We start from the raw sequence: 20,633 nt of genomic DNA, 5'->3' as shown, positions 1-20,633 counted from the left end.
CACAGCGCAAAACTTCGTAAGGCTGCGCGATGCCCAAAGTGACAACCAGCGTCGGGGCGCATAATTGACCGAAATCAATGGCGAAATTGTTCTAATCGGTGAATAACAGATTCAAGGATTATCCGGACGATAGGAGAAAAAGGCGATGGTCAAAGAAAATGGTTCTGGCGCTCAAGAGATGTTCACAATGGAGGAAGCCTTGGAGCGTGTCCGGACCTCACCACCGTTGCGGAAGGTGAAGGATTTCGTTGATCGTACCGATCTATCGGCAGACATGAAGGCTCTACTCTACGATATTGCGAAGTTCACCATTAAGGTTGGTGAGGTGGTGGTGGCGATTGGCCGGAGGGTGTTGGACATCGCCATGGGACTGATTAAGAAATTCCCCAACATGACCCTTGGTGTGATCGTGGCGGTGGCGCTGGCGACCCTGCTTGGCATCGCTGCTTGGCCTCTAATTGGTGGCTTTCTTAGCAAGCTTTTGGTCCTTCTCGGGCTCGCACAAGGTGCGGTCATGGACATACGCCAAGGGGCATTGAAACAGGCGATGGACGAAGTAGAGGCAGAATTTTCCCCTTTTACAGCAAAGGTCTAAGGAAGAATGACGACCATAGAGGATCGTATTGAAAGCTTCGATCTTGTTGAACGCGTAGTTGAGAACGAAGACAGGTTTAAGGCTAAGGTCGGCGCAGGAGCGGGCGTATTTACGTCTCTCAAGATGGCAGACTTGCTTGGTGATCTTAGCAAAACAGGGGGCTTCGCTGGCGCAGGTGCGGGCGGTGGCTCTTTGATTGCATCCGCCCTGGCTCCTAAAGGGGTGGCAGCGCTGTTGACTCTTTTTAACCCCTTTTCTCCGGTGCCTTACATTGTTGGAGCTAGCGTCGCTTCGGCGGGCATGTTCTACGGAGTTACGCGGCTTTACAGATCCTACTACGGAAGTCGCGTCGAGGAGATACCGCGGTTCCTCAACACCCCGATAGATGTTCTTGGGGCATCTTTCATGGACCTTGTTGGCAGCCTAGCTGTAAAGGTGGCAGCCATTGATGGGAACATTGACCAAGTTGAACGTCGCGTGATCAGTGAGTATTTTGTGGATGAGTGGGGCTATGATCCCGACTACACGTCTCACGCACTAGACTTGCTGGAGGAGACGACAGATGAACAACGGGTCAGCGAAATGGCTGCTACCCTCGCCGAGTTTGCTCGTACCAATCCAGATTGCGACTTCTCCAAGATACAGAACGGGCTTAAGGCGCTGCTAACCGAGATTGCGGAAGCAGATGGAAAGTTCGATGAACGGGAAGAAATGGCGATTGAACGCATAATCGCTGCGCTGGATCAGGAGATTTCAACCTACAGTTCCATCAAGCGAGCGGCTGTGATGCCTTTAGCAGGAATTACGTCAGCCACCAGCTGGGTTCGTGGAAAGCTCAGCGGTAATTCGGATGAAAAAATGTAGGTTCTCTACAGCTAACGCCAGTGATGGAATAGACGCTGCCGTTGCTCCCCCCACGGTTCTGAAGCCAGAAAGCACAGGTCGTAAAGACTGACCACCGACGCATCGCGCCCGCAGGTCAGCCGGTTCGGCACCTCCGGCGCCAGGTCGGCCATATCTCAATCATAAGGGGTTCAAATACGGTTGGACGCCAAACACATCCCCGCGCCGAGCGGCTCGCTCTAATTCATAAGCGGCGGCAGACGTTTCGACCAGGGCGAAGGCATAGTCCAGATGGTCGTGGATAAAGGTCTTCGTGCGGGCATCAAGTGTAAGCTTGCCGCTCTCAAACAGTGGCAGTTCCTCGGCCTTGAGAGACGGGATCACGAACCGGTTTGCCACGTAGACGCAGAACTGGTCGCCTGACAGCCTGCCGCTAGCGTGGCTGTTGAGGCGGGTCACCAAGCCGTACTTCTTTGGCGCGGCCTTGACTTTGCTGTCGATCTCTCGTCCGGACATGCCGCAATAGATCAGTTCGTTAGCCTTCCAGATCGCATAGACGCCTGCGGCGACCGCAGGGACGTCAGGGTTGGGCCAATCTGCGAATGGAAATCGCGGGGTAAACTGATCGCTGTTCATCCTAATACTTCTGCTTCTCAGGAATGACCCCTCGCACGCCTCCGCGGGGATTGGCAACGTCGCCCTTCCGACGCGGGATCAGGTGAACGTGCACATGGAAGATGGTTTGACCGGCATCGGCTCCGGCGTTGATCCCGACATTGAAGCCGGTGACGGCGGGGTCTGCCGCAAGAATTTTCTCGCGCTGTTCCTTGAGCAACGCCTGGATCGCGTTCAATTCGGGCTGATAGAGGTCGAAGTAATCGGCCACATGCCGCTTGGGGATGACCAGCGTGTGCATTGGGGTAACGGGAAATCCGTCACGGATCGCGTAACACAATTCGTTTTCTGCGATGATCCTTTCGCTGTCTATCCCACAAAATAGGCAGTCTGTTTCTCGAACGTCGTACGAGGCCAGAATACTACGAAAATCAGTGTCATCCCGATCGCGTTTGTTCGTATTGCACGTGATGCAGAGCGCCTGGAAATTGCTCAATTCGTCGTTGCCGCCTTTGGCGCGGGGCACGATGTGGTCCACATGCAGGGCTGCCTGTTCTTCATGGGCGCCGCATAGCTCGCAACGGTGCTTGGCCCGCTTGAGCACCTCATACCTGACAGAGCCGGGAACATAGCCATCTGCAATCCCCCGGTGCCCCCAAATTCCATCCCCACGTTGGTTGATGTATGCGGCAAGACGTTGCTGGCAGAGATCAATGAGCGCAACGATTTCCTGTTCAGACAGATCGCCGGTTGCAAGCTTGTATCCAACAATGCGCCGCCCATGCTTGATCGGCTCAATGACACCATTTTGCGTGAGAACCTTGCCCACCATATTTTTGATGCGGATCTCATAGTATTCTACCTGTGAGCGGTCGTAGCTAAGTAGTGCTTTCGCAACGTCTTCCGTCGAGGCAGTGCCACCCTTTTCCAGCAGAACCTGAAGCATGACCGGCTGATAAACATGCGACATCCGCATCTGTTCGCGAATGTAGGTCTCAAGCTGTTGAAAGGATAGGTTGCTGCTCATGATCCGAAGGTGGCCGATAAGGCGAGAAAAATCTAGCCTTGGTAATGCCTTGCGGTATCTGGCGCACTGCCAAACACCACCCCCGCCTGGTCCTGCCACGGCAAGGCTGAGCATTCAGTCAGCTGCATGACCGTCACCGCTATTACCTCACGCTTGTAGACCAGTTGCTTCATCACCTCGGGCGCGAGATAGGCCAACCGCAGCTGACGGCTGACATGCCGTTCGGCCAAACCGACGGCTTCGGCCAGCTCCTGGATGGTGCTGAACTCACCGGCTTCCATGCGCCGCCGCCAGCCCCACGCCCGGCCGATGGCCCGCAGAATGTGCGGATCTTGGGCCTGATCCTCACTCGGTAAATAGTCGGTAGGCGGCAGGATCTTGGGCCGCCCGTTCTTTTTACGCACCTTCAAGGGGATCAGGATCCGGATCGTGTCGTCGGGCTTGGTCATTCCGCTGCCTCCACCCTGCGCGGCGCAACCATTTCGCGGACGACCCCGGCAATGCCTTCGCGCCGAATGTCCACCTCAAGCCCTGCTGCGCTGACGGTGACGCGCCGGACGAGAAGCTGGATGATCCGAGCCTGCTCGGCTGGAAATAGTTGCGCCCAGACCGCGCTGAACTCATGCAGCGCCGCGACGGCGTCGGCTTCCGAAACTGCCCCCTGTTCCTTTTTCAGGGCAGCGATCACCTGCGTCACGACCTCTGGCGTCTGAAGAATGCGGCGGACCTCGGTCACGACAGCATCCTCGACCATTCCAGCCGCCAGCCGCATAGGTGCGGTCTCTTCCCCGGTCTCGCGGTTCCGGATGACGTCCATCGACACATAGTAGCGGTAAAGCTTCGCACCCTTCTTGGTGCTGGTGGGCGTCATGGCCGCACCGGTGTCGCTGAATATCAGCCCCTTCAGAAGAGCGGGCGTCCGCGACCGGCTGTTGTTGGCGCGTTTGCGGGGGCTTTCCTGCAGGATGGCATGGGCCCGATCCCAAAGGTTGTCGTCGATGATGGCGTCGTGCTCTCCGGGATACGCAGTGCCCTTGTGAACTGCCTCACCGCGGTAGACGCGGTTCTTCAGGAGCCGGTAGAGATAACCTTTGTCGATCAGCGTGCCCTGCTTGTTTCGGAACCCCTCGCGGCGAAGTTCGCGTGCCAGAACTGTCGCGGAGCCGAGTTCAACAAACCGCTCGAAGATGCGACGGACAGATGCGGCCTCTGCGTCGTTCACCACCAGCTTGCGATCCTGTACATCGTAGCCCAGCGGAACATAGCCGCCCATCCAGATCCCGCGCTTACGCGACGCGGCCACCTTGTCGCGGATCCGCTCGCCGATTACCTCGCGTTCAAACTGTGCAAAGCTGAGCAGAATGTTCAACGTCAGCCGCCCCATCGAGGTTGTGGTGTTGAAAGACTGGGTGACCGACACGAAGGTGACACCATTGCGGTCGAAGATCTCGACCAGCTTGGAGAAATCCATCAACGACCGCGACAGACGGTCGATCTTGTAGACCACAACCACGTCGATCAAACCATCGTCGATATCCGTAAGAAGCTGCTTGAGACCAGGTCGTTCGAGATTGCCGCCAGAGAACCCGCCATCGTCATAGCGATCGCGGGTGGCAACCCAACCCTCGGACCGCTGGCTGGCGATGTAGGCCTCGCAGGCCTCTCGTTGAGCGTCGAGGGTGTTGAACTCCATGTCGAGACCTTCTTCGGTCGACTTGCGGGTATAGATGGCGCACCGGAGGCGGCGGGTGGGTTTTGCAGCCACGTCCTTCATGCCTCACCTCGCTTCCGTTCGCGCAGCCCAAAGAAGCGATAACCGTTCCAGCGTGTGCCGGTGATGGCGCGGGCAACAGCCGACAGCGATTTGTAGCGCTGCCCGCCCCAATCGAAGCCGTCTTTCAGCACAGTCACCGTATGGGCGGTGCCATCCCATTCGCGAATGAGTTTGGTGCCCACCACGGGGTTGCGCGGGTCAGCAATCTGGGCCTTGCGCGTCAGAGTGCCCTCAACTTCGTCGGCCAGAAGATCCAGAAGGCGACGGGTTTGTTTGTCGGGGCCACCATAAGTCAGCTCTTGGATCCTATAAGCGAGGCGGCTTTCTAAGAAGGTGCGACTATTATTTGGGGCAGGCGCATTAAATAGCGTCTGCCACTCGGTCTTCAGGTCATTCACAGACATGGCTTTCAAGGCAGCCAAGCGTGCCAGGATGGGGTCTTGTGTGGTCATGCAGATCTCCTCTGAGTTGGAGTTGCAGTACCGCTCTGTTTGCGCGGGAAGTGTAGCGAACTGTCTCCAGCATTCTTGGATAGATCGTCGCAATCGCGTCCAGCGAGGCGAACTACGGCCGTGGCCAAGAGGCGGCTGATCTCTTGTCGTCGGGCTTGAGGCGACATGCGTTCAGGGCATAGGGGATTGGGCCCCGAAATTGGGGTTTCACGTTCATCGAGCATGGGAGCGCCTTTCGGGTTGGTGAACCTACTTGGGCCTTGGCGGCGCCTGATAATCAAGTCAAAATAATCGGTTGGTGAAAGCCTGCGGGGTCGAGAGTATGTGCTAGGGATCGAAGCTGAAGGGCATCAATGCCGCGTGGCGCGCTTGACCTGGGAATCGATTTCCAACTTGAGGGATGCTTTCCAAAGCGGTGTCTTCGTAAAAACACTCTCTTGCGAACGGAACGATTTTGCAGGGCGTGTTTCTTGAAGGAGGCCGGTCCAAATCAAGGGCCGCAAGACTTGCGTGTAAAGATTAGCCATCGCGACATCATAGTGCGGAAAATGCTCTGGCGTTGGGTCACCGTAGAAGGTTCGACGCAGGTCGGCGCCAAGGGCGCCGTTTTCAGCCTCTACGTTGATCACGTTTAAGAAAACATTCCAGTTCAACATGATCTCGGTGTCTGGAAACCGGGTCCAGACGCTGTGGTCGACTTCAAAGAGATAGAACGGGGTGATGATCCCGAAGAGCTGCCCGGGATGCTGGCTGACTTCTGTGCCTGCCTTGATCAGTTTGAATTGCCCTTTGTAATGCCGCCCCATTTTGAGGGTTGTCAGCAAGAAGTGAATATCTACGAGCGGCATGAAATCCTGTTCATTCAGGACTTTGTTGACGGCAAAGAGGTCCGCCTCTGTGTGGCCAGGCCAGTCGAACTCGCGCGCAGCCCAATGCACGAAATTACGCTTAAAACCCTTGGATGCTGTGAGGCCGATGCCGCCGTGTTCAGCAAGATAGGTGAAGGTCTTGAGACAGCCTCTGAGCAAAGGCGAATAGCTGAGGGCTGGCTCGTCATCAGCAAGGGGACGGAATTCAATCACCTCAAATCTCCCGGGCAAACCAGCGAATGCGGCCGATGATGACGATTTCATCTGCTGTGCGCTCATACTCCGGATAGTGTTTGTTGTCTGAGATTACACGGACGGCGGGCGGATCGCTGTTTGGGACGTGTTGAAGCCGCTTGGCAACGAGCCCGATACCATCATCTAAAACGAAAATCCCAGGTGGGTTTGGGGCCTTACGGTCCATGTCCACGAGTACAGTGTCGCCGTCAAAGAGCGTGGGTTCCATGCTGTCGCCCTCGACCTTCATGATCCGGAGTTGGGAGGGCGAAGCCTTTAGACCTTGTTTGATCCAAGACTTCCGGAAGTGATACGCGCGGCCTGGTTCGTCAGAGTCATCGATCGCCACGGACCCGCCGCCCATTGAGGGCCGCACGGGGGCTTGTGCGATCGGCACGAAGGTTTCGTCAGGGTTTTCCAAGAAAGGGGAGGGACCCTCGATGCTCCCGATGCCGTGGATCAGCCAATCCACTTCGACCTTTAGGACGCGCGCGACCTCCATCAAGCGATCTAGGCCTGGCCGAGAGGAGCGGCCTCGCAGGATGTCATAGACGAAGGAGCGGTTGACCCCAGCCATCTCCGCAACATGTGCGGGGCTGAGCCCAAGCTGGTCAGCGCGTGCCTGCAGTCGGTCGGCCAAACTATGATGCGAGGTCATCTTATCCCCATCCGATTGTGGATATAATAGGATAAGACATGATTGATATGGGATCGTCAAGGCGATAGAACAATAGCAGAACATGCGAGGTGAGAGTCGGAGGCAGTCATGCGGATTGAGAAGGAGTATTATTCGCTGTCAGAGATCCTCCGGCGCTGGTCTATTGAGGAAGACGATCTGATCTACCTCGCCGAAAACAACCACGTCCGCCTTTCCATTCGGGTCTTTAATCAACTCCTAGAGTTTGGTGACTATGATGCTGACATCGATGGAGCACGGTTCCGGGTGCCCTATGAAGAACGCGTGTTCAGCGGCCTTCTTGATCTACATGCCTGCGATGTGTTTCACCTTTTCCGCTGTGGGGAGGCTCATCTGAATGAGTTTCGCCATGATCGTTGCGGTTATGCGGCGTTTCCAGAAACACATTCACCGCAATATGTTGTTATTGGTGATCTTTTGATGCGCCGCCATGAACGTGATCGCTATGAAATCAAATCAGGATTTCACACGGGCGATGGGCAGACGCCAGAGCAAGGGTTCATCCACACTGTTGGCTATCGTGAAGTGCGCAGCCGCGGGTTTTGCTTCCAGCTTGGTGCCATTCAGGCCGAAGTCGTGCGTGTGCTCCATGCCTCAGCCGAAGCTGGTCAGCCTTGGCAAAACGGCAAGACCCTTTTGACGGCAGCCGGATCTCGCAGCTTGAAGATGGTGGATGTCTTTAAGTCAAAGCCCGAATGGCGCGAATTGATTCAATCTGACGGCCGTGGGAACTACCGTTTGCGCTTCGATTGAATACGGCACCCTTGTCCTCGCTGTGGGATGGGTGTGGGATTTTCTGGGGGATGAGTGCCGGATGCCCATCCCCCACTTCATTTTAGAGCTTTGAAATTTCTCAGGGTCTTCATCCGGCACTGCATCCCACCGCGATCCCGACGACATCCCACGTCGACGTTTCGCATTGTCTCCTGGTAACCAAGACAGGAGACAAAGATGCAGTCAAAACTCTGCCTCACCCAAAAAGAGCTGGCCCGACGCTGGGCGATCTCTCACCGCACACTGGAACGGTGGCGCTGGACCGGTGAAGGTCCCGATTATCTTAAACTCGGCGGGCGGGTCATCTACCGGCTTGAGGACATCATGACCTTTGAGACTGCTTGCTTGCACAAGGGCGTGTCAGTTCCGAAAGAGCAGGCGGCGCAATGACCATGGCGCGCCACGGCTCACAATTTTCTCCGCAGGCCGGTTCGATGAGGGCCCGGACCCCCGCCCTGACCGAGCTTACATTTCTTGCATGGCTTGCCCAGGCTGCACCGGGAGACTCTCAGATTTACCACCTGGGCTTTCTTGCCGTCGATGCCGAGACGGAGTTTGGCGGGCTTTCCGCGCAGGAACGACGCTCTTTGCGCATGCTCGCTGATGCCGCCTTTCGCGCTGCAGAGCAGGGGCTGGTGCATCTCGTTCAGGCACGCCTGGGAACTGACCGCTTTGCCTACCTTGCGATCGCACGGCCCAAACCAACCCAGCCTCAATCAACCCCAATGGTGCCTTTGATCGCCGAATTTTGATCCCTATTGAAAGGAGCCCACTATGGCTTTCCCCGAGAATATCCCGAGCGTGGATGACATGCTCAATATGCCAGTCACAGAACTGGCTCTCATGCCGCCAACCCTGCTTGCAGCCGTCCAAGCAGAAATCGATGTCGCTATGGGTCGCATGAAGGCGGTGACCGAGCGCTTCGCGCTGGCCCTAGAGGTCCGCTATGCGGCGCGAGCCTCTGAGTGTCGCGGGCACGTAGGCAAAGACACAGGTACCATCCGGTTTGAGGATAACGGCGTCACCGTCATAGCGGACTTGCCCAAGCGTATTGACTGGGACCAGACCAAACTGGCCGAGATCGCTGGGAACATCGCTTCGGCCGGCGAAGACCCGTCTGACTTCATCGACACGAAGCTGACCGTGTCCGAACGTAAATTCGGCGCTCTGCCAGAAAACTGGCGCAAGGGGTTTGAGCCCGCGCGCACAGTCCGCACGGGGAAGCCGAAGTTTCGTCTGGTGCTGAACGAGGGGGCAAACTGATGGCGATTTCTCTCGCATCCCTGCGCACGACATCGGCACTGACACCGCCGCGCATTCTGATCCATGGCGTGGCCGGAGTGGGCAAATCCACCTTCGCCGCGGCTGCCGACCGGCCGGTGTTCATCATGACCGAGGATGGGCTCGGCAAGTTGCAAGTTCCGCATTTTCCGTTGGCGACGAGCTATGCGGAGGTGGCTGAAGCCCTTGATGCACTGCTGAACGAGGACCACGATTTCGGCACCGTGGTGATCGACAGTATCGATTGGCTGGAGCCACTCATTTGGGCTGAGACCTGCAAGCGTAACGGCTGGGCGTCCATCGAGGCGCCAGGCTTTGGCAAGGGCTTTGCTGAAGCGTTGAATGTCTGGCGGGAATATCTCGACAAGCTGAACGCGCTTCGGGACCAGAAAGGCATGGTGGTCATCCAGATCGCCCATACCGACATCAAGCGTTTCGACAGCCCCGAGCACGAGCCCTACGACCGCTATGTGATCAAGCTGCAGACACGCGCCTCGGCGCTGCTGCAGGAGCATTCAGATGTCGTGCTCTTCGCCAACTACCAGATCTCGGTCGCAAAATCCGATGTCGGCTTCAACAAGAAGGTAACCCGGGCGCTCGGGTCCGGTGCCCGCGTCATGCACACCGAAGAGCGCCCCGCCTTCCTCGCCAAGAACCGTTACGGCCTGCCGGACACCCTGCCGCTTGAGTGGTCAGAGTTCCTCGCAGCCATGCCCCAACCTGAATGATTGCCTTGAAAGGATAAGACCATGGCACGTTTCGACACCTCTTTTGACGCCACCAGCGTCGAGCCCACCACCGCCTACGAGCTGCTGCCCGCCGGCAAATATCGCGCCCAGATCGTCGAGAGCGAGATGCGCGTCACCAAGAATGGCATGGGCCAGTTCCTTTGGCTGATGATCGACATTCTCGAGGGTGAGGAGAAGGGCCGGAAGATCTTCGACCAGCTGAACCTGGTGAACCCGAACCCGACCACGGTGGAAATCGCACAGCGCACGCTGTCGGCCATCTGCCATGCCACGGGCCGGATGCATGTCAGCGACAGCGAAGAACTGCACCTGATCCCGATGACGATCCAAGTGAAGATCCGCCCGCCGAAGAATGGCTACGGCGAGAGCAATGCGATTGCCTATCTGCCGCCCGAAAAGGGCGTAGCCTCGGCTACCCGCCCGGCGACGCCTGCCTCTGACCCGGCTGGATCTGCGGTGCCGCCCAAAATGGCCTCCGCACCCTGGAACAAGAAGGGCTGAGCTTTCGCGCTGCCCTGCGCTCTGACTGAAGGGGCAGCGCCTAACCCCATCTGAGGACACTCCCATGACTAACATGACCAACGCGGCCCTTGAGGCTGCGACCAGCCCCGGCTTGCCCGATGACAAGCGCCGGTTGATCGAACTCGACGATGCCATTGCCAAGATCCGCACGCAGATCGCGACGGCCGATATGGCGCGTCAGCGGGGTCATAAACCCATCGACCCGGACTGGTTCCACCGGGCCCGCACGGCGCTCCGCCACCTCAGCCGCGAGAGGGCAGAACTTCTGGCCCAAGGCACCGGCCGCCGTCGCCGAGAAAAGCTCAAGGACGCCCTGATCGGCATCCTGCGCGAACGCCATGACCCGGAGACCTGGAGCGGCATTTTAGCCGAGGCACAGGCCCGCAGTGAAGGGGAGGGTTTGTGATGGCCGAGCTACCTCAAGCCCCCACGCCGACGCTGACGGCGATCTACGCTGATTATGAGGCCCGCCAGGGCGATGGGTTCCGCGATCACCTCGGCGCCTCGATCATCGGCAAATCCTGCGCCCGCGCGCTCTGGTATGATTTCCGCTGGATCACGCCCGCGCGCCATTCCGGCCGCCTGCTGCGCCTCTTCGAGACGGGGCAGTTGGAAGAGGATCGCCTCGTGCGCAATCTGCGCGCTACTGGCGCGACCGTGCTCGAGGTCGATCCCGAAACCGGCCGACAGTTCCGCGTCGAAGCCCATGGTGGCCATTTCGGCGGATCGCTCGATGGCGTTGCCATCGGCATCCTCGAGGCCCCAAAGATCTGGCATGTGCTGGAGTTCAAGACCCATGGGGTCAAGAGTTTCACTGAGCTGACCGCCAAAGGCGTGGTGCAGGCCAAGCCCCAGCATGCCGCGCAGATGCAGATCTACATGCATCTGACGGGCATAACCCGTGCCCTCTACGTTGCGGTCTGTAAGGACACCGACGCGCTGCATATCGAGCGCATCGAGGCCGACAGCGCCATGGCCGAGCGTCTTCTGGAAAAGGCAGGCCGGATCATCTTCGCCCAGCATCCGCCAGCGCGGATCAGCGAGGACCCGGCCTGGTTCGAATGCCGGTTCTGCGATCACCATGCCGCCTGCCACGAGGGCGGTGGGGCGGCGTTGACCTGCCGGTCCTGTTTGTATTCCACCCCAATTGAAGGCGGTTGGCACTGTGCCCGTCATGACCGGATGCTGACAGCGCTCGAACAGCGCGCAGCCTGCATCCGCCATCTCTTCATCCCCGATCTCGTTCCGGGCGATGTCATCGACGCGGGCGACGATGTCGTCACCTACCGCATGGCCGATGGCTCGACCTGGGCAAACGACGCCCGCAACAAGGAGGCCGCGCCATGAGAGCCGCAAGTATTCGTATTGGTCAGCGATTTGGTCGGCTCACTATTGCCGCCGACAGTGGCCTTCGAGGTGGAAAGGGCGAAATTTCCTGGCTTTGCCGGTGCGATTGTGGGGCGGAACATCGTGCCACTACAGGGAACTTGAAATCGGGAAGTGTTCGTTCCTGTGGATGCCTCGCACGCGAGATGTCTTCCGTGCGGCAAAAACAAAGGCGTCTCCCGCCAAAGACCTGCCGATTCCCAGACTGTCAAGCGACGATTGAGAAAGGCGCTAAGGGATACTGCGGCAAACATGCTCAGAGAATTCGTCGATACGGTGACCCAAGCTATGTCGCGCCAGTTACAATGGTTCGTGAGCATATGCGGGCAGCGCAGTTGCGCCGCTTTCCGGCAGTGAAGCCATCGACCTATCGCAAGCTCTTCGGTCGCCACGAACATCGTGTGATTGCCGAAGAAAAGCTCGGTCGGGCCCTGAGGTCAGACGAGCATGTGCACCACAAAGATCAAAATCGCCAGAACAACGACCCAGGCAATCTCGAAGTGCTGTCCGCCCGAGAGCACCTCGCATTGCATGCCGCGCTGAGGAGGAAGCCGAAATGCTGATTTTGAGACCCTATCAAGAGGCTGCTATTGCCGCCATCTACAAGTACTACGGCGAAAAATCTGGAAATTGCTGCGTTGTGATCCCGACCGCCGGGGGCAAGTCTTTGGTCATGGCAGCCTTCATCGAGGGCGTGCTAAAGGCATGGCCCGACCAGCGCATCCTGATCGTGACCCATGTCCGCGAGCTGATCGCCCAGAACCATGCCGAGATGATCGGCCTCTGGCCCGAGGCCCCAGCTGGTATCTATTCGGCAGGCCTCGGCAAGCGCGAGGCACAAGCTCGCATTCTCTTCGCAGGCATCCAGTCGATCCATCGCCGCGCCGCTGAAATCGGCCATACCGATCTCGTGCTGATCGATGAGGCGCATCTCATCCCTGGCAATTCCAGCACGATGTATCGGCGCTTCCTTGATGGCCTCACCCGCATTAATCCGGCGCTCAAGGTGATCGGCCTGACGGCTACACCATTCCGGGTCGATAGTGGCATGTTGCATGAGGGCAAGAACGCGCTCTTCTCGGACATCGCGTTCGAGGCCCCGGTGCGGGATCTTATCGACGCCGGCTATCTCAGCCCGCTCGTGTCGAAACAGCCCGCCACGCGCCTCGATGTCTCGAAGGTCGGCACCCGGGCGGGCGATTACATCCAGCGTGACTTGGCAGCAGCCGTAGACAAGGAGGCCATTACCCGCGCGGCTGTCACCGAAATCATCGCGCACGGTCGTGACCGGAAGTCCTGGCTGGCCTTCTGTTCCGGCGTCGAGCACGCGCGTCATGTCGCCGAAGAGTTTGGCCGCCAAGGCATCAGCTGCCGTACGATCTTCGGAGATACGCCGAAGGAGGATCGCGATGCCATCATCGCCGCCTTCAAGCGCGGAGAAATCCGCGCGCTGGTCTCGATGGGCGTGCTGACCACCGGCTTCAATGCGCCGGGCGTTGATCTGATTGCGCTCCTGCGCCCCACCAAGTCTGCCGGTCTCTATGTGCAGATGGTCGGCCGTGGTACGCGCCTCGCGCCGGGCAAGGAAAACTGCCTGGTCCTCGACTTCGCTGGCAATGTCCGCCGCCACGGACCGATCGATTTGGTGCGGCCCCGGCGGCCCGGCGAAGGCGGTGGTGGTGAGGCCCCAACCAAGCTCTGCCCGGAATGCGACAGCGTTATCGCGCTCTCGGCGGTGGAATGCCCGGATTGCGGCTACGTCTTCCCGCCCCGGGAGGTCAAAATCGCTCCAACGGCTGCCACACTTCCCGTCCTGTCGCCAAAGGTCCAATGGCTGCCTGTCCACGGCGTCTCATACAACCGCCACGACAAGCTGGGAGGGCAGCCCTCGCTGAAGGTCACCTATAGCTGCGGGATCAAGTCCTACAGCGAATGGGTCTGCATCGAGCATCAGGGCTATGCGCGTCAGAAGGCGGCTGAGTGGTGGCGTAAGCGCGCCGCCCCGGGCTGTCCAGTGCCGCTCAGCGTGGACGAGGCCATTTTGCAGGCCGCGAAGCTCATGCGCCCCAGTGCGATCTCGGTACGCCCCGCGGGCCGCTATGTCGAAGTCTCCGGCTACAGGTTTGACCCATGCGCCAAAGTTCCCCCGGCCTCTGCGCCGTCTGCCACCGGCAACCTCGTGGGTTTGGGTGGTTCGACCGGAATTTCCGGGTCTCGGACCGGCGCCGCGATGCCAGCCGCAAGCACCTCTGCAGCCGGGACTGCCAAGACATCTGCTACGGGAGGACGGGCATGATCGATCCCACCCCGAATGAGATGCAGGCGATGACTGTCGGCGGCCAGATGGGCGGCGCGTATCTCGACAGCATCGGTAAGTCCGATCTTGCCACCCTCACTGAGACCGAGTGGGACCGCTTCATCGATGCGGTTGTCACTGGATATTGCGACCACTTGCGCGAGCTGGCGGGCCAGGACCGCACACGCCTCGACGCCATGACCCCCGAGGTGCCCTTCTGATGACCAACACATCCTTCATGGCGCGCTTCGGCGCGCGGCTTGTGACCAATGGCTATGCCATACTGCCGATCGGCCCGGGCACGAAAAAGCCTGGCCGCTTCCAGCGTGGAGCTTGGGCGGATTATCCTGAATGGAACCGCCATGCTGCGCGCTGCACTACTGAGGTCGAGGTGGCCACTTGGGCCGGCTGGCCGGAGTGCGGTGTGGGCATCGTCGGTGGTGCTGTCGCTGCGGTGGATATTGATATCCAGGACGACGCAGGGTTGGCACTGAAAATTGAACGCTTGGCACGTGAGCGCCTCGGTGACACACCCGCTTTGCGCATTGGACGTGCGCCAAAACGCATGCTGGTCTATCGCACGGCAGCACCTTTCCGGGGTATCAAGCGCCATCCGCTGGAGGTGCTCTGCCTCGGGCAGCAGTTCGTGGCTTACGCCATTCATCCGGACACGGCTGCGCCCTATGCGTGGCCCGAAGAGGGGCTGGCGGATATCGACATCACCGACCTGCCCGAAATCACCTCTGAGGCTGCGCTGGCGTTTCTCGACGAGGCCTATGCGCTGCTGCCGGAAGCGCTGCGCCAGCGTGGGCTGGCTTCCAATGCACCAGCCGGTGACATCGAGCGCATCTATAGTCAGATCGGAACCTTACCCGCGATCAAGGCTGCACTTGCCTGGCTGCCAAACGCGGAACTCGACTACGACAGCTGGATGCGGGTCGGCATGGCGCTGAAAGGGGCGCTTGGCGATGCTGGGGCCGATCTTTTTAGGGATTGGTCCGCGCAGGCGACGAAGGATAGGCCCACCACCACGATGAAGGCTTGGGCCAGCTTCAAGCCTGACCGGATTGGCGCAGGCACGATCTACCATCTCGCCATGGAACGCGGCTGGCAGCCTGACCCAGATCTGCGCCTAGATGGAAGCGCGCCCGAGGCTGAGAACCATCCGGCGGCGGGGCTGCTGGCTAGGCTGGATGTGGCTGCAACCGTGTCATCCGCAATTCCAGCCGCACCGCCATTCTCTCTGGCCATCCCCGATGGCCTGGTGGGCGATATGACCGATTACATGCTGACCACCGCCCGGCGCCCGCAGCCACTCCTGTCATTGGGGGCCAGCCTCTGCGCCATCGGCGCTCTGATGGGGCGGAATTACCGGACCGAGAGTAACCTGCGCTCGAACCTCTATGTCGTTGGCATCGCGGACAGCGGCTCAGGCAAGAACCACGCCCGAGAAATCATCAATGAGACCTTCTTCGAGGCAGGGCTCGCCCATCACCTTGGTGGCAACAAGATTGCCTCCGGCGCGGGGCTATTGACCGCACTGCACCGCCAGCCCGCGATCCTCTTCCAGATTGATGAGTTCGGCATGTTCCTGTCGGCGGCGGCCGACCGTAAGCGCAGTCCGCGCCACATCACCGAGATCCTGGATAACATGACCGAGCTTTACACCGCGGCCGGCGGGATCTTCCTCGGGGCGGAATATGCCAACCGTGACGGCACGAACGAGCGGCGCGATATCAACCAGCCCTGCCTCTGTGTCTACGGCACCACGACGCCGCTGCACTTTTGGGGCGCACTGCAGGGGGCGAATGTCGTCGATGGTTCGCTGGCTCGCTTCCTGATCCTGCCCAGTGATGAGGACTACCCCGATGAAAACATCGCTGTCGGCATCCGACAGGCCCCTCCGGCACTGATCAACGGGCTGCAGCTCATTGCATCGGGTGGGGGCACACAAAAGGGCAATCTCGCGGGCAAGACCGCCGATCAAAACACCGCCGTGAACCCGATGATCGTACCCATGACCGAAGGTGCGCGTGCCCGGTTCCGCCAGCTCAGCATCGAGCTGACCGAGGAATTGCGCGCCGCCGCTGGCACAGCCTTCACGGCCATCCTCGCCCGCATTGGAGAGAACGCCCTAAAGCTTGCGCTCATCGTGGCGGTGGGCCGTGATCCGATCAGGCCCGAGATCGAGATCACGGCGGCGGACTGGGCGATCGGTTTCGTGCGGCACTATGCACAGCGCACGATGGAGGCAGTCGAGCGGCATGTCGCGGATACCGAGACCGAGGCGCACCTGAAGCGGCTCAAGGAGATCATCCGGGCGTCAGGGGCCAAGGGGATCACTAAGTCCGAGATCACTCGGGCCTCGCAATGGCTGAAATCCCGGGAGCGCGATGAGATCCTGCTCACCTTGATCGAGGGTGGGGACATCACCACCGGTATGCGTGGCTCATCGACTAGGCAGGCCATGGTCTATCGCATGGCCCATTGGGGCGGCCCCTGGCGGGATGCTTCAGGGCGTAAAATTATGCAGAAGGAAGTTTGATTATGCTCAAGCAATTGATAATGATAGAGAAAGTGGAAACCATCACGTCCTTCAATCTTTCAAGAGGACACCTTATCCCTTACGCGTGTACGCGCGCGCGGTTTAATAAAAGAATGACTACCTCCTATAACTATATAATAATATGAAGAATATATATTATACAGAGACGCCAATGGGTTAGCGAGGCAAAAGCTTCATTCTGGCTCTTTGAAGCCTCAGAAAAATATGCCGGGCGGCCCGTTCGCCCCGCGCCTGACATGACCAGACCACCCTTCGGGGCCTGGCGAGACCGGAGCCTTCACCGGCCAGCCCTCTCGCCACGCTCGCCAAAGCGAAGAGGAGGTCTTGATGACCCAATCCAACGAAAATCCGCGCTGCATTCTGGCGCTCGATCTCGGCACCACCACCGGCTGGGCAATCCGTGGCTACGACGGTCTGATCACCAGCGGCACTGTCAGCTTCAAGCCTGGTCGCTACGACGGTGGCGGTATGCGCTACCTGCGTTTCACCAACTGGCTGACGGAACTCGACCGGCTGTCCGGACCCATTGCGGCCATCTGGTTCGAAGAGGTCAGGCGGCATGCGGGCACTGACGCTGCCCATGTCTACGGGGGGCTGATGGCGTCACTGACCGCCTGGGCCGAGTTGCGGGGAATTCCCTATGCTGGAGCGCCGGTGGGCACGATCAAACGTCACGCTACGGGCCACGGCAATGCGCCCAAAGAGGCCATGATCGCAGCGGCCCGAGCCCGTGGTTACAGCCCGGCAGATGACAACGAGGCTGACGCAATTGCCATCCTGCACTGGGCCCTTGAGACCCAAGGCGGTGTGGCATGAGGCTCTACCCCAAGGGCTATGGCGGCCACCGCCGCGATCCCGAGACGGTCAAGCGGGAGGGTTGGCATGAACAGCATGTACTGGCCGTGTCGCTGGACGACCCGCGACTGACCTGGCCTGAGCGCGAAATCGTCCGTCAGCTGGGGGAAAAACTCTACGGGCCGCTGCCGGCGGTGAGGGAGGTGCGTAATGGCTGATCAATGGACACGAGCAATGGTGGCGGACAGGCTGGATCTCGCGGCCGACGTGATGCGGTCCATGCCGCCGGTCCGTCCACAGGGCTATGTTAGCGCTTGGCCCGAATACCTCTCAACCTTCGCCGACCAGGTGGGCCAGGAACCGCGGATGAAAAAGCCTCTGCCATCACCGCGGATGATTACGCAGGCCGACGAGGCGATGCTCTGGCTGCGGTGGGTGGACAAGGACATCGGCCAGATCCTCTGGGCACGGGCCAACCGCAAAGCCTGGAAGGGGATCTGTTGGGAACATAGGGTCAGCAGAGCCACGGCAAATCGGCGACATGAGTTTGGATTGGCTGTGATCGTTTGGAAATTAAACGGCAGAACCCTGCCACGCAAACGGTCGATGGAATTTGTGATTGAGCAGACGCTCTAACTGTTGGGGCGGTCGCGTCGTGGCCGCCCTGTCAACCCCTTTCGAACAAGCGAGACATTTTTCGGTGAGACACCAGAAAGCAAGACAAATTCCTTCCAGGAGGGTATAGAAAGGCTATGATGGCGAAGTTGCGGTTGGATGACCCTGCAGCGATGACAAATCCCAAAAGAAAATGTCGAAAGGCTGAGGCGATGGCTGAAGCGCGTCCTATTGGATTCCGCGATTATGTTCGTTCCAATGGATTTCACACCGTCTACCTGATCACTCCAGTATTCGGCGCCCCGGTAAAAATTGGAATATCTGAAGATCCAATACAGCGCCTTGGTACAATTCAGGCTGGCCATTACGAGGAGTTGGTTTTCCACCGGTTCTGGTGGCTGCCCGGCATAGCGATTTCCTCAAAGATTGAGGCAGACTTCAAACGCGAACATGCCGAACGTAACATCCGTGGTGAGTGGTTTGATATGATGCCCGAGCAAGCGGAAGCATTGGTTAATCGTGCCATTTCAGCAATTGGAGTCTGGAACCTTACCCAGTCGGAGATGGAGTTTCTCTATGACGATTGGTATCGGCAAACCAATGACCTTCCCAAGCATGCACCATGCCTGTTGCCAGGCCGTCCGCCCAGCCGGGTCGAACCGTGGGACAAACCGAAAAAGACCTACCGAGAGCCGTACCGGCCAACCAACCCATGGTAATTTCTTCTGTGTTGTTACTGAGACTCTGACTGAATCAATAAACAACATCATCCACGATCTCGATCAGACCCACGTCCATTTCGAAGTCGCCGTTGCACGCTGAGGGAACAACCAGCCACGCGCGCCTTCGATCTTTAGCTAAACAGCGAGGGCTATCCTCTGAAGGACACTGGGGTCCAGTCGGGAATCCAGCCAGGGTCCAAGCGCTGATCAAAAATGGGATGGTCGCGGGGTTACGCGAGGGGCAATTACCCACCACTTACATTGCCCAAAACGTTCTCCTGTAAGGTGTGATTGGCGAGTTTCTCGGGATAAATGGTGACCGGCTTACCGAAAAAACTATCTCCGCTCAAAATTTTTTACATCGTAACCCATTGAAATTGAACGGGTCCCTCCTGTTCGTGACCGTATTCGGGGGGGCGAGGCGCAAGGGTTTCCCAGTGACACCCCTGAAAACACCCGTTTCGTTTCGGTTTGCGCTAAGCCCCAATAAAACAAAGGCCTGAGGGTCTGACATAACGCGCCTGAACCGAAATGGGGGACTGACCCCATTTCGCTTCGTGGGCATTTCAAGGACATCATCATGGACGTCGTCGACCTGCCACTTGAGCAGATCATTCCCTATGCGCGCAACCCGCGCCGCAACGAGCAGGCCATTGCCACGGTCGCGGCCTCGATCCAGGAATTCGGGTGGCGCCAGCCCATCGTCGTGGATGAGGTGATGGTGGTTCTGGCCGGGCACACCCGGCTGGAAGCAGCCCGCAAGCTCGGCTTCAAGACCGCGCCGGTGCATGTTGCCAAGGGTCTGACCGCGTCCCAGGCGCGCGCCTTCCGGATCATGGACAACCGCTCCAGCGAGAACGCAGAGTGGGACAAGGACCTCTTGAACCTCGAACTGGCGGATCTGCTGGAGGCGGATTTCGACCTCGGGCTGACAGGTTTTACCGACGATGAGCTTAACGCACTGATGTCGAGCCTTGAGGAAGGCACCGGTCCGCTGGACGGCGAAGACGAGGTTCCGGAAACTCCCGAGGATCCGATCAGCCGCCCAGGCGATTTGTGGATCTTGGGAAACCATCGATTACTTTGCGGTGACAGTACGGTCGCCACGGATGTCGAGAGAGTGCTGAACGGCGTAAAGCCGCTATTGCTTGTCAGCGATCCACCATACGGTGTGGAATATGATCCAGGTTGGCGTAACGAAATGGGCGCTGCCAAGACCAAGCGCACCGGCAAGGTGTTAAACGACGATCGCGCGGATTGGCGCGACGCCTGGGCACTCTTTCCGGGAGATGTCGCCTATGTCTGGCATGGCGCGCTGCATGCGGCGACCGTCGCGGAAAGCTTGGAAGCTTGTGGGTTCATCATCCGCTCGCAAATTGTCTGGGCCAAAGAGCGGCTAGTTCTGAGCCGGGGTGATTATCACTGGCAACATGAGCCCGCGTGGTATGCGGTCAAAAAGACCGGCAAAGGTCACTGGGCAGGCGACCGCAAGCAGACAACGCTCTGGCATATCGCGAACAAGGACCAGGATGAAAAGACCGTCCACGGGACGCAGAAGCCCGTGGAATGCATGCGCCGGCCGATCCTCAATAATTCGAGCCCGGGTCAAGCGGTTTACGAGCCCTTCATGGGCTCCGGCACGACGCTGATCGCGGCGGAAACAACGGGCCGGGTCTGCCTCGGGATCGAATTGAACCCGGCCTATGTCGATGTCGCCGTGCAGCGCTGGCAGCAGTTCACCGGCCAAGAGGCCGTGCTGGACGGGACCGGCGAGAGCTTCGCCGATCTGACGGTCAACCCACGCTGAGGCGATGCATGACC

Annotated in this window: 26 protein-coding genes; 19 read left to right on the top strand and 7 right to left on the bottom strand. The window is 59.0% G+C overall.

The features are described from left to right. The first annotated feature begins 145 nt into the window (after nt 1–145). Entirely contained in the window at nt 146–595 is a 450-nt protein-coding gene (locus PXK07_RS09875; protein ID WP_242654750.1) for a hypothetical protein, read from the top strand. A gap of 6 nt (nt 596–601) precedes the next feature. Continuing rightward, the gene (locus PXK07_RS09870; RefSeq protein ID WP_274848065.1) at nt 602–1,459 is read left to right on the top strand and encodes a TerB family tellurite resistance protein; all 858 of its coding nucleotides are present in this window, start codon (nt 602–604) and stop codon (nt 1,457–1,459) included. Between the two features lie 159 nt (nt 1,460–1,618). On the opposite strand, the gene PXK07_RS09865 is transcribed toward PXK07_RS09870, so the two are convergent. The 7 genes from PXK07_RS09865 to PXK07_RS09835 all read right to left on the bottom strand — a co-directional run bounded on the left by PXK07_RS09865 (nt 1,619) and on the right by PXK07_RS09835 (nt 7,067). Beyond that, complete coding sequence (locus tag PXK07_RS09865; protein ID WP_274848064.1) at nt 1,619–2,074, bottom strand: hypothetical protein; 456 nt, start codon at nt 2,072–2,074, stop codon at nt 1,619–1,621. Nucleotide 2,075: 1 nt separating this feature from the next. Next, nucleotides 2,076–3,080: an HIT domain-containing protein gene (locus PXK07_RS09860; RefSeq protein WP_274848063.1), complete on the bottom strand. Its 1,005-nt coding sequence runs from the start codon at nt 3,078–3,080 to the stop codon at nt 2,076–2,078. Between the two features lie 32 nt (nt 3,081–3,112). Continuing rightward, nucleotides 3,113–3,529 (bottom strand): hypothetical protein, encoded by a 417-nt coding sequence (locus PXK07_RS09855; RefSeq protein WP_274848062.1) that lies wholly within the window; start codon nt 3,527–3,529, stop codon nt 3,113–3,115. After that, entirely contained in the window at nt 3,526–4,854 is a 1,329-nt protein-coding gene (locus PXK07_RS09850) for a recombinase family protein (protein WP_274848061.1), read from the bottom strand. Before PXK07_RS09850 ends, PXK07_RS09855 begins: the two co-directional genes overlap by 4 nt. After that, nucleotides 4,851–5,306: a DUF2924 domain-containing protein gene (locus tag PXK07_RS09845; RefSeq protein WP_274848060.1), complete on the bottom strand. Its 456-nt coding sequence runs from the start codon at nt 5,304–5,306 to the stop codon at nt 4,851–4,853. Before PXK07_RS09845 ends, PXK07_RS09850 begins: the two co-directional genes overlap by 4 nt. Before the next feature lie 350 nt (nt 5,307–5,656). Further along, nucleotides 5,657–6,388: a hypothetical protein gene (locus PXK07_RS09840; RefSeq protein WP_274848059.1), complete on the bottom strand. Its 732-nt coding sequence runs from the start codon at nt 6,386–6,388 to the stop codon at nt 5,657–5,659. Between the two features lies 1 nt (nt 6,389). Beyond that, nucleotides 6,390–7,067: an XRE family transcriptional regulator gene (locus PXK07_RS09835; protein ID WP_274848058.1), complete on the bottom strand. Its 678-nt coding sequence runs from the start codon at nt 7,065–7,067 to the stop codon at nt 6,390–6,392. 108 nt (nt 7,068–7,175) lie between these two features. On the opposite strand from PXK07_RS09835, the gene PXK07_RS09830 reads away from it, so the two are divergent. The 17 genes from PXK07_RS09830 to PXK07_RS09750 all read left to right on the top strand — a co-directional run bounded on the left by PXK07_RS09830 (nt 7,176) and on the right by PXK07_RS09750 (nt 20,619). Next, on the top strand, nt 7,176–7,859 hold the full coding sequence (locus PXK07_RS09830; RefSeq protein WP_274848057.1) for a hypothetical protein: 684 nt from the start codon (nt 7,176–7,178) through the stop codon (nt 7,857–7,859). A 198-nt stretch (nt 7,860–8,057) separates the two neighbouring features. Then, the gene (locus PXK07_RS09825) at nt 8,058–8,270 is read left to right on the top strand and encodes a helix-turn-helix transcriptional regulator (protein WP_274848056.1); all 213 of its coding nucleotides are present in this window, start codon (nt 8,058–8,060) and stop codon (nt 8,268–8,270) included. Further along, the gene (locus PXK07_RS09820; RefSeq protein WP_274848055.1) at nt 8,267–8,632 is read left to right on the top strand and encodes a hypothetical protein; all 366 of its coding nucleotides are present in this window, start codon (nt 8,267–8,269) and stop codon (nt 8,630–8,632) included. The genes PXK07_RS09825 and PXK07_RS09820 overlap by 4 nt, the downstream gene beginning before the upstream one ends. 22 nt (nt 8,633–8,654) lie before the next feature. Continuing rightward, nucleotides 8,655–9,143: a hypothetical protein gene (locus tag PXK07_RS09815; RefSeq protein WP_274848054.1), complete on the top strand. Its 489-nt coding sequence runs from the start codon at nt 8,655–8,657 to the stop codon at nt 9,141–9,143. After that, a complete protein-coding gene (locus PXK07_RS09810) occupies nt 9,143–9,889 on the top strand; it encodes an ATP-binding protein (protein ID WP_274848053.1) in 747 nt (248 codons plus the stop codon). The genes PXK07_RS09815 and PXK07_RS09810 overlap by 1 nt, the downstream gene beginning before the upstream one ends. 21 nt (nt 9,890–9,910) lie before the next feature. Next, nucleotides 9,911–10,411, top strand: a complete 501-nt coding sequence (locus PXK07_RS09805) for a DUF669 domain-containing protein (RefSeq protein WP_274848052.1) — start codon at nt 9,911–9,913, stop codon at nt 10,409–10,411. Between the two features lie 64 nt (nt 10,412–10,475). Next, complete coding sequence (locus PXK07_RS09800; RefSeq protein WP_274848051.1) at nt 10,476–10,838, top strand: hypothetical protein; 363 nt, start codon at nt 10,476–10,478, stop codon at nt 10,836–10,838. Next, nucleotides 10,838–11,779: a hypothetical protein gene (locus PXK07_RS09795; RefSeq protein WP_274848050.1), complete on the top strand. Its 942-nt coding sequence runs from the start codon at nt 10,838–10,840 to the stop codon at nt 11,777–11,779. The genes PXK07_RS09800 and PXK07_RS09795 overlap by 1 nt, the downstream gene beginning before the upstream one ends. 359 nt (nt 11,780–12,138) lie before the next feature. After that, nucleotides 12,139–12,381, top strand: a complete 243-nt coding sequence (locus tag PXK07_RS09790; RefSeq protein ID WP_274848049.1) for an HNH endonuclease — start codon at nt 12,139–12,141, stop codon at nt 12,379–12,381. Continuing rightward, nucleotides 12,375–14,114 carry a DEAD/DEAH box helicase gene (locus PXK07_RS09785; protein WP_274848048.1) on the top strand — a complete coding sequence of 580 codons (1,740 nt, stop codon included), beginning with the start codon at nt 12,375–12,377 and terminating at the stop codon, nt 14,112–14,114. The genes PXK07_RS09790 and PXK07_RS09785 overlap by 7 nt, the downstream gene beginning before the upstream one ends. After that, on the top strand, nt 14,111–14,335 hold the full coding sequence (locus PXK07_RS09780; RefSeq protein ID WP_274848047.1) for a DUF6511 domain-containing protein: 225 nt from the start codon (nt 14,111–14,113) through the stop codon (nt 14,333–14,335). Before PXK07_RS09785 ends, PXK07_RS09780 begins: the two co-directional genes overlap by 4 nt. Continuing rightward, entirely contained in the window at nt 14,335–16,659 is a 2,325-nt protein-coding gene (locus tag PXK07_RS09775) for a PriCT-2 domain-containing protein (protein WP_274848046.1), read from the top strand. The genes PXK07_RS09780 and PXK07_RS09775 overlap by 1 nt, the downstream gene beginning before the upstream one ends. 348 nt (nt 16,660–17,007) lie before the next feature. Next, nucleotides 17,008–17,496: a crossover junction endodeoxyribonuclease RuvC gene (locus tag PXK07_RS09770; protein ID WP_274848045.1), complete on the top strand. Its 489-nt coding sequence runs from the start codon at nt 17,008–17,010 to the stop codon at nt 17,494–17,496. Then, nucleotides 17,493–17,693, top strand: coding sequence for a hypothetical protein (locus PXK07_RS09765; protein WP_274848044.1), 201 nt, complete (start codon nt 17,493–17,495; stop codon nt 17,691–17,693). Before PXK07_RS09770 ends, PXK07_RS09765 begins: the two co-directional genes overlap by 4 nt. Beyond that, a complete protein-coding gene (locus tag PXK07_RS09760; protein WP_274848043.1) occupies nt 17,686–18,111 on the top strand; it encodes a DUF6362 family protein in 426 nt (141 codons plus the stop codon). The genes PXK07_RS09765 and PXK07_RS09760 overlap by 8 nt, the downstream gene beginning before the upstream one ends. 116 nt (nt 18,112–18,227) lie before the next feature. After that, nucleotides 18,228–18,809: a GIY-YIG nuclease family protein gene (locus PXK07_RS09755; protein WP_274848042.1), complete on the top strand. Its 582-nt coding sequence runs from the start codon at nt 18,228–18,230 to the stop codon at nt 18,807–18,809. Nucleotides 18,810–19,392: 583 nt separating this feature from the next. Then, nucleotides 19,393–20,619, top strand: coding sequence for a DNA modification methylase (locus PXK07_RS09750; protein ID WP_274848041.1), 1,227 nt, complete (start codon nt 19,393–19,395; stop codon nt 20,617–20,619). The last annotated feature ends 14 nt before the right edge of the window (nt 20,620–20,633 follow it).

The organism is Phaeobacter sp. QD34_24 (assembly GCF_028890115.1).
Lineage (GTDB): Bacteria > Pseudomonadota > Alphaproteobacteria > Rhodobacterales > Rhodobacteraceae > Phycobacter.
The sequence above is the reverse complement of the archived record's forward strand: the minus strand, read 5'-3'. Positions and strand labels throughout refer to the sequence as shown.